The 14,639-nt window shown below is 60.9% G+C and carries 16 protein-coding genes and 2 riboswitches; of the genes, 7 read left to right on the top strand and 9 right to left on the bottom strand.

Annotated features, from left to right (window positions below; all coding sequences use genetic code 11):
* Positions 1-16 precede the first annotated feature (16 nt).
* Entirely contained in the window at positions 17-1,054 is a 1,038-nt protein-coding gene (gene cobW, locus AC2GXZ_RS26675) for a cobalamin biosynthesis protein CobW (RefSeq protein WP_483762271.1), read from the bottom strand.
* Complete coding sequence (locus AC2GXZ_RS26670; protein ID WP_483762270.1) at positions 1,051-1,443, bottom strand: DUF1636 family protein; 393 nt, start codon at positions 1,441-1,443, stop codon at positions 1,051-1,053. Before AC2GXZ_RS26670 ends, cobW begins: the two co-directional genes overlap by 4 nt.
* A gap of 127 nt (positions 1,444-1,570) precedes the next feature.
* A riboswitch (cobalamin riboswitch) is annotated at positions 1,571-1,802 on the bottom strand.
* A gap of 58 nt (positions 1,803-1,860) precedes the next feature.
* Positions 1,861-2,075, top strand: a riboswitch (cobalamin riboswitch).
* 37 nt (positions 2,076-2,112) lie between these two features.
* On the opposite strand from AC2GXZ_RS26670, the gene AC2GXZ_RS26665 reads away from it, so the two are divergent.
* From AC2GXZ_RS26665 to AC2GXZ_RS26650, 4 genes are read left to right on the top strand one after another with little or no spacing between them, the layout of a single operon-like run.
* The gene (locus AC2GXZ_RS26665) at positions 2,113-2,289 is read left to right on the top strand and encodes a CbtB domain-containing protein (RefSeq protein ID WP_483762269.1); all 177 of its coding nucleotides are present in this window, start codon (positions 2,113-2,115) and stop codon (positions 2,287-2,289) included.
* Positions 2,290-2,318: 29 nt separating this feature from the next.
* Positions 2,319-3,080 carry a CbtA family protein gene (locus AC2GXZ_RS26660; RefSeq protein ID WP_483762268.1) on the top strand — a complete coding sequence of 254 codons (762 nt, stop codon included), beginning with the start codon at positions 2,319-2,321 and terminating at the stop codon, positions 3,078-3,080.
* Complete coding sequence (gene cobO, locus AC2GXZ_RS26655) at positions 3,077-3,691, top strand: cob(I)yrinic acid a,c-diamide adenosyltransferase (protein ID WP_483762267.1); 615 nt, start codon at positions 3,077-3,079, stop codon at positions 3,689-3,691. The genes AC2GXZ_RS26660 and cobO overlap by 4 nt, the downstream gene beginning before the upstream one ends.
* Before the next feature lie 3 nt (positions 3,692-3,694).
* A complete protein-coding gene (locus tag AC2GXZ_RS26650) occupies positions 3,695-5,152 on the top strand; it encodes a cobyric acid synthase (RefSeq protein ID WP_483762266.1) in 1,458 nt (485 codons plus the stop codon).
* On the opposite strand, the gene cbiB is transcribed toward AC2GXZ_RS26650, so the two are convergent.
* The gene (gene cbiB, locus AC2GXZ_RS26645; RefSeq protein ID WP_483762265.1) at positions 5,136-6,101 is read right to left on the bottom strand and encodes an adenosylcobinamide-phosphate synthase CbiB; all 966 of its coding nucleotides are present in this window, start codon (positions 6,099-6,101) and stop codon (positions 5,136-5,138) included. The two genes, AC2GXZ_RS26650 and cbiB, sit on opposite strands and share 17 nt — an antisense overlap.
* On the opposite strand from cbiB, the gene cobD reads away from it, so the two are divergent.
* Positions 6,100-7,122, top strand: coding sequence for a threonine-phosphate decarboxylase CobD (gene cobD / locus AC2GXZ_RS26640; RefSeq protein ID WP_483762264.1), 1,023 nt, complete (start codon positions 6,100-6,102; stop codon positions 7,120-7,122). The genes cbiB and cobD overlap by 2 nt on opposite strands.
* Positions 7,123-7,133: 11 nt before the next feature.
* Here cobD and AC2GXZ_RS26635 read toward each other — a convergent pair whose 3' ends face one another.
* The 5 genes from AC2GXZ_RS26635 to AC2GXZ_RS26615 all read right to left on the bottom strand — a co-directional run bounded on the left by AC2GXZ_RS26635 (position 7,134) and on the right by AC2GXZ_RS26615 (position 12,723).
* Positions 7,134-7,973: an alpha/beta hydrolase gene (locus AC2GXZ_RS26635; RefSeq protein WP_483762263.1), complete on the bottom strand. Its 840-nt coding sequence runs from the start codon at positions 7,971-7,973 to the stop codon at positions 7,134-7,136.
* A 10-nt stretch (positions 7,974-7,983) separates the two neighbouring features.
* Positions 7,984-8,679 (bottom strand): hypothetical protein, encoded by a 696-nt coding sequence (locus tag AC2GXZ_RS26630; protein ID WP_483762262.1) that lies wholly within the window; start codon positions 8,677-8,679, stop codon positions 7,984-7,986.
* Between the two features lie 132 nt (positions 8,680-8,811).
* Entirely contained in the window at positions 8,812-9,804 is a 993-nt protein-coding gene (locus AC2GXZ_RS26625; protein WP_483762261.1) for a P1 family peptidase, read from the bottom strand.
* A gap of 10 nt (positions 9,805-9,814) precedes the next feature.
* The gene (gene amaB / locus AC2GXZ_RS26620) at positions 9,815-11,356 is read right to left on the bottom strand and encodes an L-piperidine-6-carboxylate dehydrogenase (protein WP_483762260.1); all 1,542 of its coding nucleotides are present in this window, start codon (positions 11,354-11,356) and stop codon (positions 9,815-9,817) included.
* Between the two features lie 83 nt (positions 11,357-11,439).
* Complete coding sequence (locus AC2GXZ_RS26615; protein WP_483762259.1) at positions 11,440-12,723, bottom strand: NAD(P)/FAD-dependent oxidoreductase; 1,284 nt, start codon at positions 12,721-12,723, stop codon at positions 11,440-11,442.
* Between the two features lie 99 nt (positions 12,724-12,822).
* On the opposite strand from AC2GXZ_RS26615, the gene AC2GXZ_RS26610 reads away from it, so the two are divergent.
* Both AC2GXZ_RS26610 and AC2GXZ_RS26605 read left to right on the top strand, forming a co-directional pair.
* A complete protein-coding gene (locus AC2GXZ_RS26610) occupies positions 12,823-13,746 on the top strand; it encodes a LysR family transcriptional regulator (RefSeq protein WP_483762258.1) in 924 nt (307 codons plus the stop codon).
* 50 nt (positions 13,747-13,796) lie between these two features.
* On the top strand, positions 13,797-14,033 hold the full coding sequence (locus AC2GXZ_RS26605) for an Lrp/AsnC ligand binding domain-containing protein (protein ID WP_483762257.1): 237 nt from the start codon (positions 13,797-13,799) through the stop codon (positions 14,031-14,033).
* 88 nt (positions 14,034-14,121) lie between these two features.
* Here the strand turns inward: AC2GXZ_RS26605 and AC2GXZ_RS26600 are convergent, their stop codons facing one another.
* The gene (locus tag AC2GXZ_RS26600) at positions 14,122-14,319 is read right to left on the bottom strand and encodes a hypothetical protein (RefSeq protein ID WP_483762256.1); all 198 of its coding nucleotides are present in this window, start codon (positions 14,317-14,319) and stop codon (positions 14,122-14,124) included.
* Positions 14,320-14,639: the final 320 nt, after the last annotated feature.

The following is a 14,639-nucleotide window of genomic DNA, read 5'->3' as shown; positions in this document are numbered from 1 at the left end:
TCCTCCGCAGGCTTGATTAAGCAGCCAGCATCTTTTCGATTGCGGCGCGGTCTATGCCCTTTTCTCCGATCACGACGAGGCGGCTCTGGCGGGTTTCGCCGGGAGCCCAGGCGCGGTCGAAATAGTGGTTCACGCGCGATCCTACCGCCTGTACCTGCAGGCGCATCGGCTTGTTCGCGACGTCGATGAAGCCCTTTATGCGCAGCACGTTTTCGGCTTCCGCCGTAGCGGAGATGCGGGCGGCCAATGCGTCCGGATCGGTCACCGCTGCCAAGTCAATGACGAAGCTGTCGAAATCGTCGTGGTCGTGGTCCAGTTCGTCATCATGGTGGGTCTTGCGATTTTCGATATCGTCCTCGACGGCAAGGCCAAGGCCGATCAGCACGCTCGGATCGACCGCACCATTGGCGGACGGCACGATCTTCACCGCCCGCGGCAGATGCGCCTGGACGCGGCCTTTGGCGGCGGCAAGCGATGCCTGGTCGAGAAGGTCGGTCTTGGTCAGCACGATCATGTCGGCGCAGGCGACCTGATCCTCGAAGACTTCCTCGATCGGATCGTCGTGGTCTATCGAGTCATCCTGCTGGCGCTGTGCCTCGAGCGCATGATGGTCATCGGCGACACGGCCTTCGGCCAGCGCCACGCCATCGACCACGGCGATCACGCCATCCACCGTCACGCGCGCCTTGACGGCCGGCCACTGGAAGGCCTGGACCAGCGGCTTGGGCAGTGCAAGGCCGGAGGTTTCGATCAGGATATGATCGACGGGCGGCTGAAGCGCCAGAATCTGGTTGATCGCGGGAACGAAATCGTCGGCTACGGTGCAGCATATGCAGCCATTGGCCAGTTCGATGATGTTGTCTTCCGGGCAGCTCTCTATGCCGCAGCCCTTCAGCACTTCACCATCGATGCCGACATCGCCGAATTCGTTGACGATGATCGCCAGACGCTTGCCGTCGAGTTTCTCGATCAGGTTGCGGATCAGCGTGGTCTTTCCGGCGCCAAGAAAGCCGGTGACGACGGTGCAGGGGACTCGATCGAAGTTTACGCTCATGAAGGCATGTCCTCGTGATGATGGAATGGGGGAATGCGGGCCGTCATGCCCTTGCCGCGCAGGCACATGGGACGGCCGCGAAGAGGAAGAAAACCGCGTTCGTCCTCGGCCAGCATCATGGCGCCGGTGACGATATCGTCGACATTGTCGGTCGAGAGATGGCCGAAGACATAGGACCAGCCGCTGCGATGGCTGAAGGCGGCGCTCGGGCTCTTGTCGCAATTGGCAAGGCAAGTGACGGGCTTGACGGCGAGCGGCTTGCCGTCGGCGGCGCGGCGCAGCGCCTCGATCAGGCCGATGCCGGGGCGGGCCTCACTGTCACTTGCCTCACGGCAATTGGTGCAGACGAAAATCGTCACATCGACGTCGCCGCAAGCCGCGTCGGACACGCCTTTTCTGTCATCACTTGTCATCAGGCCGCACTACCGCCAGGTCTTCAACAATCGGGGTGCGCGGCAGGAGGACGAGCCATCCTGCAGTGAAAGCAAAGCTTCATCCGGAGCACCCCGCCCGGAAAAGCATGATTGTCGAACGGCAGGTCTCCTGGCTCGCGGGTCGTCGCCATCCGCCTGCCTTCCCAGATGGATCCGTGGCGGGATCTCTCCAGTGGCGTCTCTGGCCGGATGGCTCGCCGCCTACAGTTGCGGGGGCAGCCGCGGCATTGAGCCTGGAGTTTCCCAAGGCTCGCACCGCATTCTCTCTTAGCCCCTCCCGTTGCCGGCAAGGGACCGTTGTTCCGTCAAGTAAGCGCTGTTGCGGTAAACTGTCAATGTCGCAAAGACGATTGCCCGATCAGAGGAATTGTCTATAGTGAAATCGTCTTTGGTGCCCGAAAGGGTTTATCGAAGGGAATGCGGTGCGACGGTTTTTCTGTCAAACCCGCGGCTGCCCCCGCAACTGTAGGCGGAAAGTCTCTACCCAAAACGGCTATATGGCCGTCAAGCCACTGGAGAAATCCGGGAAGGCGGGTGAAGGCATTCGATCCGCGAGCCAGGAGACCTGCCGGAGATATCGGATAAATTGAACAGTCCTCGGGTGGAGGGCAGAAAGAAAAGTCCATGGTTACGAATTCCGCTGCAACTGCAGTCAGCGTCTCCACTTCCAAAGTCATTCCTCTCGGCCTGTCGGCTATTCTCGGCCTTTTCATGGTCGGTTTCGTCGGTTTCTCGCATCTGGAAGTCGTGCATAACGCCGCCCACGATACGCGCCATTCACTGGCATTTCCCTGCCACTGAGATCGCTGGTCACCTAGAGGAATTCCCATATGTCGCTGTTTCGTAACATCGTCTTCACGGCGGTGATCGCCGGTCTTTTGGCTGGTCTCCTGTTGACCGTGATGCAGAGCTTTTCCACCGTACCTTTGATCCTGAACGCAGAGGTTTATGAAAATGCCGGCGCGGAAGCTGGCCACAGCCACGATGCCGCACCGGCCGCCGGGGCCGCAGCGCCTGTCGCCGCGCATGAGCATGACGAGGAAGGCTGGTCGCCGGCCGACGGTTTCGAGCGCTTCATCTATACGGCTGCGGCCGACATGCTGACCGGGATCGGCTTTGCGCTGGTGCTCATCGCAGCGTCCGAGGCTCTCGGCGGGTTCGGCGGATGGCGTGGCGGTCTGATGTTCGGCCTTGCAGGGTTCGTCACGGTGATCCTGGCGCCAGGCCTCGGCCTGCCGCCGGAACTGCCCGGCATGCCGGCCGCCGAACTCGGTCCACGTCAGGTCTGGTGGGTATCGACCGCTGTCTGCACGGCTGCAGGGCTTGGTCTTCTGGCCTATAGCCGTTCGGCGCTGCCTGCAGCACTCGCGATCGTGCTGCTCGTCGCCCCGCATCTCATTGGTGCGCCATTGCCGCCCTCGCATGAGACGGCTGTGCCGATGGATCTCTATGCGCGGTTCGTCAACGCCGTTTATGCCACAAACCTGGTGTTCTGGGCCGTTCTTGGCGCGCTTGCGGGTTTGATCCGCGCGCGTTTCAGGTCGGGTGAAAGTGCATCCGCGTCGTCGTCCACGGGGTTTGCTGCACGGTGAAGGAGATCAATCAGGCAGAAGAGGCGCGCCATCGGGCCAAGATGGCGAACCGCAAGGCCGTGCAGGATGCAGAAGTGGCGGAGAAGACCCAGGAAAAGGGTCTTCTTATCGTCCATACCGGACCCGGCAAGGGCAAGTCGACGGCAGCCTTCGGGCTGGCGCTTCGCATGCTCGGCAACAATCGCCGGGTCGGTATCGTGCAGTTCATCAAGGGCGCATGGTCGACCGGCGAGCAGCCGGCACTTGCGGTGTTCGGTGATCGCGTCGTCTGGCATACGATGGGCGAAGGTTTCACCTGGGAAACCCAGGACCTGAAGCGCGATATCGCCGCGGCCGAAAAAGCCTGGGAGAAGGCGCTCGAGCTGATGGCGGACGAGACGATAGGCCTCGTCATTCTCGATGAGCTCAACATCGCGCTGCGCTACGATTACCTCAATCTGGAAAAGGTCGTGGCTGCGTTTCAGGCGCGACGCCCGGATCTGCATGTCGTGGTGACCGGGCGCAATGCCAAGCCGGCGCTGATCGAGGCGGCCGATCTCGTCACCGAGATGTCGCTGGTCAAGCATCACTTCAAGGCCGGCGTCAAAGCCCAGGCCGGGATCGAGTTCTAAAGCATGGCTGCCCGGTCGCTCATGTTCCAGGGAACGGGCTCGGACGTGGGCAAATCGCTGGTCGTGGCTGGTCTTGCCCGCGCCTTCAGCCTTCGCGGTCTGAGCGTCCTGCCATTCAAGCCGCAGAACATGTCCAACAATGCCGCGGTTACCGCCGATGGCGGCGAGATCGGCCGCGCACAGGCGTTGCAGGCGCGTGCCGCCGGGGTGGCTCTCAGCGTCCACATGAACCCGGTTCTCCTCAAGCCGCAGAGTGATGTCGGCTCGCAGATCGTGGTGCAGGGGCGGGTCGAGGGCAATGCCAAGGCGTCGGAATACCAGCAGCTCAAGCCGAGACTGTTGCAGCGCGTGCTCGAAAGTTTCGAGATCCTTCGGGCGAAGGCTGATCTGGTCCTGGTCGAAGGTGCCGGCAGTGCTTCGGAGATCAATCTGCGGCAAAACGATATCGCGAATATGGGTTTTGCCCGGGCGGCCGATGTTCCGGTCGTGCTGATCGGTGATATCGACCGCGGCGGCGTGATCGCCAGCCTCGCAGGCACGAAACTGGTCATCGATGCCGAGGACGCGGCGATGATCCGCGGCTTCATCGTCAACCGGTTTCGCGGCGATCCTGCCCTGTTTGACGAGGGGATGGGGATGATCACCCGGTTCACCGGCTGGCAATCGATCGGGCTTTTGCCGCATTTTGCCGATGCCGCATTGTTGCCGGCCGAGGATGCGCTGGGCCTTGCCCAGTCTTTTGCCCGTAAGCCGGGCGCGAAAATCCGGATTGCGGTACCGATCCTGCCGCATATTTCCAATTTCGACGATCTCGACCCGCTGGAAGCAGAACCGGATGTGGAGCTGATCCGGGTGCGCCGCGGGCAAACTATTCCGGGCGATTGCGACCTGGTGCTGCTGGTCGGCTCCAAGGCGACGATTTCGGATCTGGCAGCGTTGCGCGAGGCCGGTTTCGATATCGATATCGCCGCCCATCACCGGCGCGGCGGGCAAGTGCTCGGTCTCTGCGGCGGCTACCAGATGCTGGGCAAGTTACTTTCCGATCCGGAAGGGACGGAGGGGCCGCCCGGCTCTGTCGAAGGGCTCGGTCTTCTCGACGTGGACACCGTCCTCTCCGGCGCCAAGCGGCTGGAAGCGGTTTCGGGAACCAGTTTCGACAATGTTTCCTTCGCCGGCTATGAAATGCATATCGGGCGCACAACCGGTGCCGATTGCGCCCGGTCGTTTTCGACGATCGACGGGCATGCCGAAGGCGCCCGCTCGGCGGATGGAAAGGTCACCGGTACCTATGTGCATGGGCTGTTTGCGGATGACAGGCAGAGGTCTGCCTGGCTTGCAAGGCTCGGCGGCTCGTCATCAAGCCTTGATTATGAGGCTAATATCGATGCCATTCTCGATCGGCTGGCCGCCCATATGGAACGGCATCTCGATCTTGACGGATTGCTCAGACTTGCCACATGAGCACAGCCAGAATGCCGAACAGGCCAATCAGCAGAATATCTGCAATGCGGGCGATCTTCAGCGCGTCGTAGATATCCTCATAGACGAGTTCCGTGCGACCGCCTTCGCCCATGTAACCGGCTTCGATCATCTTGCCGCCGTAACTGCGCGGGCCGGCAAGGGCGATGCCCAGCGCGCCGGCCATTGCCGCCTCCGGCCAGCCGGCATTGGGGGAGCGGTGATTTTTTGCATCGCGCCGGATCGCCCTTATGGCATTGCGCGGAGAAGCGTCCTGAACAAAGAGGGCGGCGACGACAAACAGCACGGCCGTCAATCGCGAGGCGGGCAGATTGATGACGTCGTCGAAACGCGCGGCGGCCCAACCAAAGGCTTCGTGGCGGGGCGAGCGATGGCCGATCATGCTGTCGGCCGTATTGGCTGCCTTGTAGGCAGCCCCTGCGGGCAGTCCGCCGACACCCATCCAGAAAGCCGGCGCAACGACGCCGTCGGAAAAATTCTCCGCCAGGCTTTCAATCGCCGCCCGGCAGACTGCGGCTTCGTCGAGCATCTCGACATCTCGCCCGACGATCCGGGAAACGGCTTGGCGGCCAGCCGGCAAGCCGCCATGCTTGAGCGAGGAGGCAACCTGCCTGACATGCTGCTCCAGGCTTTTTTGCGCCGGAAGACTGGCGGCAACAAGCATCAGCAGGATCGGGCCGAGAGGCAGGACAAGAAGGCCCGCCTGCAGTACATAGCCAATCAGAATAACCGCAACCATCAGAACTGCGAGCGCCTTGATGCCCATGGTCTTGCGGGTGGCGAAGTCGTCGGTTTCGCGGTTCCATCGCCGATCGAGTTCGGATATCAGCCGGCCGATCCAGGTCACGGGATGGCCAATCAGCTTGAACAGCCAGTCCGGGTAACCGGTGAAGCGCTCAACGATCAGCGCGAAGAATGCAAGAAGGAACATGAAGTTGGCGCTCTCTGATTTAGGCGACCCGATCCAGCACGGTGGCAATCTCGCCAAGGCGCGCGCGCTGTTTCCGCAAGCGCCCGAGCCATGGATCGATCTGTCGACCGGCATCAATCCGCATTCCTATCCGCATTCACCGATCCCCGCCAATGCTTTCGCGCGATTGCCGGAGCCGGCATCGCTCGATGATCTGAAGGTGATTGCAGCAAAGGCCTATGGCGCACCGTCTGCCGCGCATGTTGCAGCCGGTCCGGGCACGCAGATCCTGCTGCCGATCGTCGCAGGCCTTGTCGGCGGGCGGAAAGCGGCGGTTCTGTCTCCCACCTATGCAGAGCACGCCCGGGCGGCAAGCATGGCCGGTTTCGAGGTGGATGGTACGGATGAGCTGGACCGTTTGGCGGAGGGCGATCTTGCGGTTATCGTCAATCCCAACAATCCGACCGGTCGCATCGTCGAGAGGAGCGATCTCCTGTCACTTGCAGCGTTTATGCGAGCCAAGGATGGGTTGCTGGTGGTGGACGAGGCATTCATGGATGTGTCGGACGCCGAGAGCGTTGCCGGCGCGGTCGATGAGGGTGGCCTTCTGGTATTACGCTCCTTCGGCAAGTTTTACGGGATGGCGGGCCTCAGACTTGGTTTCGCGATCGTGCGGCCCGATATCGTTTTCACGATCGAGGAAAAGCTCGGACCCTGGGCGGTGTCGGGGCCGGCTCTGCATGTGGCGCGCGAGGCACTGGCCGACGATCGGTGGCAGGCGAAGATGCGCAACCGGCTCAATGGCGATGCCGGACGTCTTCATCTGCTTCTTCGCAGTGCCGGCATTGCGGTGTTCGGCGGGACATCTCTATTCTGTCTGGTGCGCGATCCGCAGGCACAGGCGCTCTACCGTCATCTTGGTGAGCGCGGCATCATCACAAGACGTTTCGAAGAGCGCTGCGACGATCTGAGGATCGGCATAGCTGCCGAACAGGATTGGCCGCGACTGGAAGATGCATTGGCGTCTTTCCGCGGGCGTTAGCGGCATGCCCCTTACTTGGGCCAGGTCTGACGCTCCAGGTTGAATGCGCGGGTCAAGAATTCTGCAGGCTGGACCCAGGTTCCTTTGGGATCCGGAAATGTCTTGCCTGGCTCGGACGGTGGCAGGTATTCGCCATGCTCATATCCCAGCGTTTTATCGATCTGCCACGGTTGAACGGTATGGCCGACCGCCCGTGATGGCCCCCGATAACCCAGCGCGCTCGAAATCGGGTTGCTGGTGGGATCGAGAAGATGACCGAAGAAATTGCCGAACGGAAAAGCAAGTCGAAGCACAAGATCTTTCTCCGAAGCCAGCACATAGACGCGTTCAGTCTTGTTGAAGGCGTCGGCATATTCCTTTTCCAGGCAGGTACGCTCGATGGCGGCCGCCATCAGGCTGGCGGATCTCGCTGGGCGATCCAGTCGGCGGATCGTTTCCAGCACGACCCTTGCTCCCAGGCTGTGGCTCGCGAAGGAAAAACTTGATGCCTGCGTCAGTTCACGATTGCAGAATGTCGCCAGCTGCCGGCCGACATAGTTCGCGGTGGGCTTTTCGACAGGATAACTGATGAAGCCGGCGTGGGAATCTCCAGGCCATAAAATACCGACGAAAACTGCGGAGGACGGGAGATCAAGAAGTGTCTCCAGGCTGGAGAGCGCGCGGACGCCCTCGCTCTGCTTGTTGTTATAGCCATGGGTGACGAACAGTATGTCCCGATCCGCCAAAGATCGTTTGAACAAAGACAACGTGACAGGCGACAAGCCGAAATGGCTTCCGCTTTCTTGTGTTGCGGGTGTTGTTGCGACCGCACCGCCGACCGGCGCGACACGGAAATTGAGAAACAGCGTCATGGCTATCCGCCTATTTCTTGATGGTTTTGAAGGTCGCGACGGCGGTGGATATACCTGAGGACAGATCCTTGGCGATCGGAGCCACGGGCACGGCGATGATGCCTACGATCAAGCCGAGTATGATCACTTTAAGTTCTGCCGAGGCGAAAACGGTCATCGCGCCGATAACGGCCAATACAATCGAGACAAGTGCTGCAACGACCCGCGAAGTGTTGCGATATTTCTGGTCGGCCCGTTCGAAGGCGGCATCCAGGCGTGCGTCGATGATCGCGTCGAAACGGGCAAGAATCGCAAGTTCCGCTTCGGTCGGCAGATCTCCCTTTTCTATCTTCGCGGCGATCTGGGAGAGGAGCGGCGCATCGCTTGGCAGCACATGTGTTGCAATGGAACCGGCCGTTACCGAATTGAAACCCAATCTGATCAGATTTTTTGCGATTGCCTTCTGTTCGGCTTTCTCCATGCCGTTCAGCCAGTTCGCTTTCGCGACTGCGTAGGGCTCTTCCTCATTTATCGTCCTGAGCGCCAGCTCATATGGCTGCAATGCAGTGCGGATGAAGCCATAGCCGACATTTGATATGCCACCGTTAAAGGCTTTCGTTCCGTCGACCAAACCGAAGGCTGCGGTGCCCAACGCCGCGATTGCGGAGATGATCGCACCAAACTGCCCGAATGCTATTCCGTTGATAAGATCAATGATGGGATCCATCTGCTTCCCCTCTCACCAGGAATCTGGATTTCCTTGCGGTCGCAATCGGTCATGCCTCGCATGAGCTTGCACAAGGGAGAGTGAAGTATTTTTCACTTGGTTGCAATGATAAAAAATACAACCTGAAGAATGTTAAGTCAGGCTGTCCCGCCATGCTCGTTGCGCATTCGGTACAGGCAGAGCCGTCGCCTCATACACGCCGCGGGCAACGGCTCTTGCCGTCACCAGCGTTGCCAGATGGCAGAGTTCTGCAAAGGCCATCATGTCGCCAAGCGGCTTCTTGCCGGTTGCGGCGGAAAAGATCGTGTCGCCATCACCTGGAAGATGTGCGGGTAGAACGGCGCGGGCAAGCCCGTCATGGGCCATGATCGACAGGCGATGCGCCTGCGCCTTGGTGAGTGCTGCATCGGTTACGATGACGCCGATCGTTGTCGCCTTCAGTTTGACGCCCTTGATGCGCAGTGCCGAATGATCGTCCGTGAAGGTGTGCGGCAGGCCCAGGCTGCCGAACTCGCCGTTACGCTCGAAAGGGGCTGCCCAGAAATGCGAACCGTCTCCAACGGTTGCCGAGCCCATGGCGTTGACGGCCAAAATCGCTGCAATCGTGTGCCCGGAGGAGGTCGTCGCGCTGGCTGAGCCTATACCGCCCTTCAACGTTGCGGTCGTCGCCCCGGTGCCGGCTCCAACTGTACCGAGCGCGAAGGCACCTTTTCGAGCGGCCTTGAAGGCATCGTAGCCCATGTCGCGATAAGGAGAATGCAGGCCCCAATCTTTGTTGCCGCCGTTCAGCAGATCCATCAGGATCGCCTGCGGCACGATCGGCACTCTCGTTGTTCCGACTTCAAAACCGCGACCGATCTGGCGCAGTCCCGCCTGCACGCCACCTGCCGCATCGAGCCCGAAGGCCGAACCGCCGGACAGTACAAAGGCATCGACGGCCTGAACCGTCATGGATGGGTCGAGAAGGGCCGTGTCGCGCCCGCCTGGCGCGCCGCCGAGAACCGAGCCGGAGGCGATCGCCGGCTCGTCGAAGACGATGGCCGTGACGCCGGAGCCCAGCACAAGATCGGTGGCATGGCCAACGGCCACGCCCTCGATATCGGTCAGGAGGTTCAGCGCCGCCATTTGCTTGTGGTTACTCGATGTCGAACTTGACGCCCTGTGCCAGCGGCAGGGTGCGACCATAGTTGAGGGTGTTGGTGGCACGACGCATATAGGCCCGCCATGCATCCGAACCGGATTCACGACCGCCGCCTGTTTCCTTTTCGCCGCCGAACGCGCCGCCGATCTCGGCACCGGATGGGCCGATATTGACGTTGGCGATCCCGCAATCCGAACCGCGTGCAGACACGAAGGTTTCGGCTTCACGCATGTCATTGGTGAAGATCGAAGAGGAGAGGCCCTGCGGCACGTCGTTATGAAGCGCCAGAGCTTCGTCGAAGGTCGAATATTTCATCACGTAGAGAATGGGGGCGAAGGTTTCGTCCTTCACCGGACCGGCCTGTGCCGGCATTTCGACGATTGCGGGGCGGACGTAATAGGCATCGCTCGCATCGGCGTCGAGCACGCGTTCGCCGCCCACAACCTTGCCGCCTTCAGCCCTTGCTGCATCGAGTGCGGCCTGCATCTTGTCAAAGGCCTGCTTGTCGATCAGCGGGCCGACGAGATTGCCGTCCACCAGCGGCGAACCGATGGTGACGGACTGATAGGCCTTGGCGAGACGCGGCACGAGGGCGTCATAAACGCTGTCATGCACGAAAAGGCGGCGCAAGGTCGTGCAACGCTGGCCGGCGGTTCCCATGGCCGAGAAGGCGACGCCGCGCAGGGTCAGGTCGAGGTCGGCAGTGGGGGTGACGATCGCCGCATTGTTGCCGCCGAGCTCGAGGATCGAACGGGCGAAACGCTGGGCGAGCTTCGGGCCGACTTCGCGGCCCATGCGGGTCGAGCCGGTGGCGGACACCAGCGGCACCTTTTCATGGTCGACCATCACTTCGCCGATCTCGCGGCCGCCGATCAGCAGCGTCGAGAGGTTCTTCGGTGCGGTGCCGCCATCTGCGACATAGCGGGCAAGTGCCTTTTCGAAGATCGCCTGGCTTGCGAGTGCGGTCAGCGGTGTCTTTTCCGACGGCTTCCAGATGGTGGAATTGCCGCAGACGAGGGCAAGTGCGGCATTCCAGGACCAGACGGCGACCGGGAAGTTGAAGGCGGAGATGATGCCGATGGCGCCCAGCGGGTGCCAGGTTTCCATCATGCGATGTTCGGAACGTTCGGTGGCGATCGTCAGGCCGTAGAGCTGGCGGGAAAGGCCGACGGCGAAATCGCAAATGTCGATCATTTCCTGGACTTCGCCGAGGCCTTCCGAAGTCACCTTGCCGACTTCGATCGAGACGAGACGACCAAGGGCCGCTTTTGCGGCACGCAGTTCCTCACCGAGCAGGCGGATCAGCTCGCCGCGCTTGGGCGCCGGTACGAGGCGCCATTCGAGAAAGGCCTGATGCGCTGCATCGATCGCCTTCCTTGCGCCGGCTGCGTCGATTTCCGGCAATTTGCCGATCTCGGTGCCGGTGATCGGCGAACGGACAGCGAGCGTGCCGCCCTTATACTGGCTGGTGGCGACGCCGAGATCTGCAAAGATCTTGTCCACTTCGGCGGCGAGGTCGAGTTTGGCGAGCGTCATGTCTGTCTCCGGGTATCGAAATTTCGGGTCAATCTACAAATCGGCAGCAGTTTCGCAACATGGCGGCCGATATTCATTTCGTTTCAGAAGCGTTCGCCGGCAAAATGGGAGATCTGCGCCCCCGCCTCGTAATAGGCTTCCTTCAGCTGGCGGAAACCGGGTTCCTTGACCTCGGTCAGCGGCAGAGGCAGATCCGCTTCCGCAACTTCGCCGAGGATATGGCGCGCCAATACCTTGCCGAAATTCGTGCCGGGCGAGATCCCACGCCCGTTATAACCCGAGAAACCGATGACATTTTTACCGAATTTATGGAAACGCGGCAGCGCATTGTCGGTCATGCCGATCCGGCCGAACCATTCGGCCTCGAATTCGATATCGCCGAGCTGCGGGAAAAGCCGTTTCAGCGAGCGGCGCGCCCAGGCCTTGTGGACGGCAAGGCCGGTGCCGCGCAGGGCGCCGACGGAACCGAAGACGAGGCGACCGGCCTGGTCCATGCGGAAAGAGGACAGAACCTCCTTGGTATCCCAGCAGCCTTCTGAATTCGGCAGTATCGATTGGCGAAGATTTGCCGACAGTGGCCTTGTGGCGAAGTTGAAATAGGGCAGATGGACCTGTTCGCGGCGCACCTGTTGCCACGGGCCGGTCGAATAGGCGTCGCTGGCGACGATGATCCAGTCGGCCGAAACTTCGCCACCGGCGGTTCTGACGATCTTTTTGCCGCCGGCCTCTCCGGTCGAGGTCACCGCGCTGCCGGTATGGAGCCGCGCTCCTGCCTTGACGGCTGCATGCGCCAGTCCACGGGCATAGGCGAGCGGTTGCAGCGTGCCGGCGCGCATATCAAGAAGCGATCCGGCATAGGCCTTGGTGCCGATCCGCCGTTCGGTCTCGGCGGCGTCCAGCATGGTGACCGCGGCGCCGCGCTTCTGCCATTGGCGGGCACGTTCTTCCAGTTCCGTCATGCCGTCCGCGCCGACTGCGCAATGCAGTGTGCCGCTGGTTTCGAGCTCGCAGGCAATTGCGTGTTTTTCGATCAGTTCACGGACGAGGTAGGGGCCGTTGCCGAGAAAGTCGAGTGCGCGCTCGCCGTAATGATCACCCAGTTCCTTCGGGAAGTCGTCGGGCATGACCCACATGCCGGCATTGATCAGGCCGACATTGCGGCCGGCCCCGCCAAAACCGATCTCGGTTGCTTCCAGAAGCACAACGCTGGTACCCTGCTCGGCAAGGTGCAATGCAGCGGAAAGGCCGGTATAACCGCCACCGACAATCACCACATCGGCGCTGGTATTGCCTTTGAGAGGCAATGTCGCAGGGGCGGGCGGCGCGGTCCTCTCCCAGAGGCCGTGAGAACGCGGATCGTCGAGCATGGATAAGTTCCCGGATTTTATTATTCCGGCGACTTTACAGAGCGGATTTGCCGGTGAATATCGACATAATATCAACAGGTCATTCGCTGGAGGAATGACATGCTCCCACCGCGGCGTTTCCTTCCGTCCTTTTCCCTGCTTTCCGCCTTCGAGGCCGCCGCCCGCACAGGCAGCGTCACGGCGGCCGCCAACGAGTTGGGGCTTACCCAAAGTGCCGTCAGCCGGCAGATCTCGGCGCTTGAAAAACAGCTCGGGGTAGCGCTCTTCCTGCGCGAACGGCAGACGATACGGCTGACGCTTGCGGGTGACGCCTATGCCCGCGAGGTGCGGGAGGCATTGCGACGTATCTCGAATGCATCGCTCAACCTGCGGGCCAATCCGGCCGGCGGCACGCTCAATCTTGCCATCCTGCCGTTTTTCGGAGCGCGCTGGCTGACCCCGCGCATCGGGCGGTTTCTCGAACGGCATCCCGGCATGGTGGTCAATCTGATCACCCGGCTCGAACCCTTCGACTTCCGTTTCGATACGCTGGATGCGGCGATCCATTTCGGTGCGGGCCGCTGGCCGGGGGCCGCGCTCAGCTTTCTGATGGATGAGGAAACCGTGCCGGCCTGCAGCCCCGAATTCAGGGACCGGCATGTTTTGTCGGTGCCGGAAGACATGCTTGCCGCGCCGCTTCTGCATCTGAGTACAAGGCCGGATGCCTGGGAACTCTGGTTCACCCGCAACCAGGTGGCATTCGATGCCGTACATGGCATGTTGTTCGATCAGTTCACCACCATGGTCGAGGCCGCGCGTTCGGGACTTGGCGCGGCACTTCTTCCCCGTTTCCTGATTGCGCGTGAACTGGAAGAAGGGCAGCTGGTGCAGGCGGTGGAAACGCCGCCGATGCCGACGGGGCAATATTATCTTGCCTATATGCCGGATCGAGCGAGCTATCCGCCGCTTGCGGCCTTTCGCGACTGGATGGTGGAGGAGATAGGTGCCGATCCGCTTGCGCTGTCCGGTTCCATCGGCCAATAGTCAGTCGATCATCATCAAGACCGTCCGCGGTCCAAAGACGAGAACAGTCCATGAAGCCCATCTTCGTCCAGCTCCGCTGCAAGCCCGGCAAGACCTATGAGGTCGCAGATGCCATCTACAAGACGGAACTCGTGTCGGAACTCTATTCCACCAGCGGCGAATGGGATCTTCTGCTCAAGGTCTATATCAATGACGACGCGGAAATCGGCCGTTTCGTCAACGAGAAGATCGCCTGCATTCCGAATATCGAGCGTTCGCTGACGACGATCACCTTCACGGCCTTCTGAGAAGAAGCACGGGACCGGAGCTGCGCAAAACAAAAGCCGCCTTCGGAGGGCGGCTTTTTGCATTGTAACGAAGCCGGAGCTCTAGCGATCAGGCATGGGTCGCCGGAGCGGCGTTTCTTGCCGCTACCAGCCTGCTGATCGCCAGCCGCACGTCGTCGGCCGAGTCGAACCGCTGTTCGTCCAGGTCAATGACGTGGAACTTGACGGCGATGAACTTCAGGCGATTTTCGTCCGGCACCACGATGCCGACGGGCTCGCCGGCGAATTCAATAACTTGTTTCTGCATGACAGACTCCCGCATGGGCTGCAGAGGTTGCAGCTCAAAACGAATGGTAAAATTCAGGAACGATAAGAACCGGAAGCGTTACATTCGACAGCACGGAAGGGAGCAGCGATCCGTGCCATTCACATCGAGCGCCTGACGCCGGAGGGCAGCGACGAAGACAGATTTAGGCATGTCACTCTCCTTTCAAAGCGTTGCGCGACAGGGTCAGAATCATTTTCTGACCGCTGATCAGACTAGCCGAAACCGGCCAAGCGATCAACGTAATCCATAATTACACAGAATATTTTTCTGCATGATGACAGGAGAAAGGCGATATTGTG

Source organism: Aliirhizobium sp. YIM B11859, from assembly GCF_057163345.1.
The sequence above is the reverse complement of the archived record's forward strand: the minus strand, read 5'-3'. Positions and strand labels throughout refer to the sequence as shown.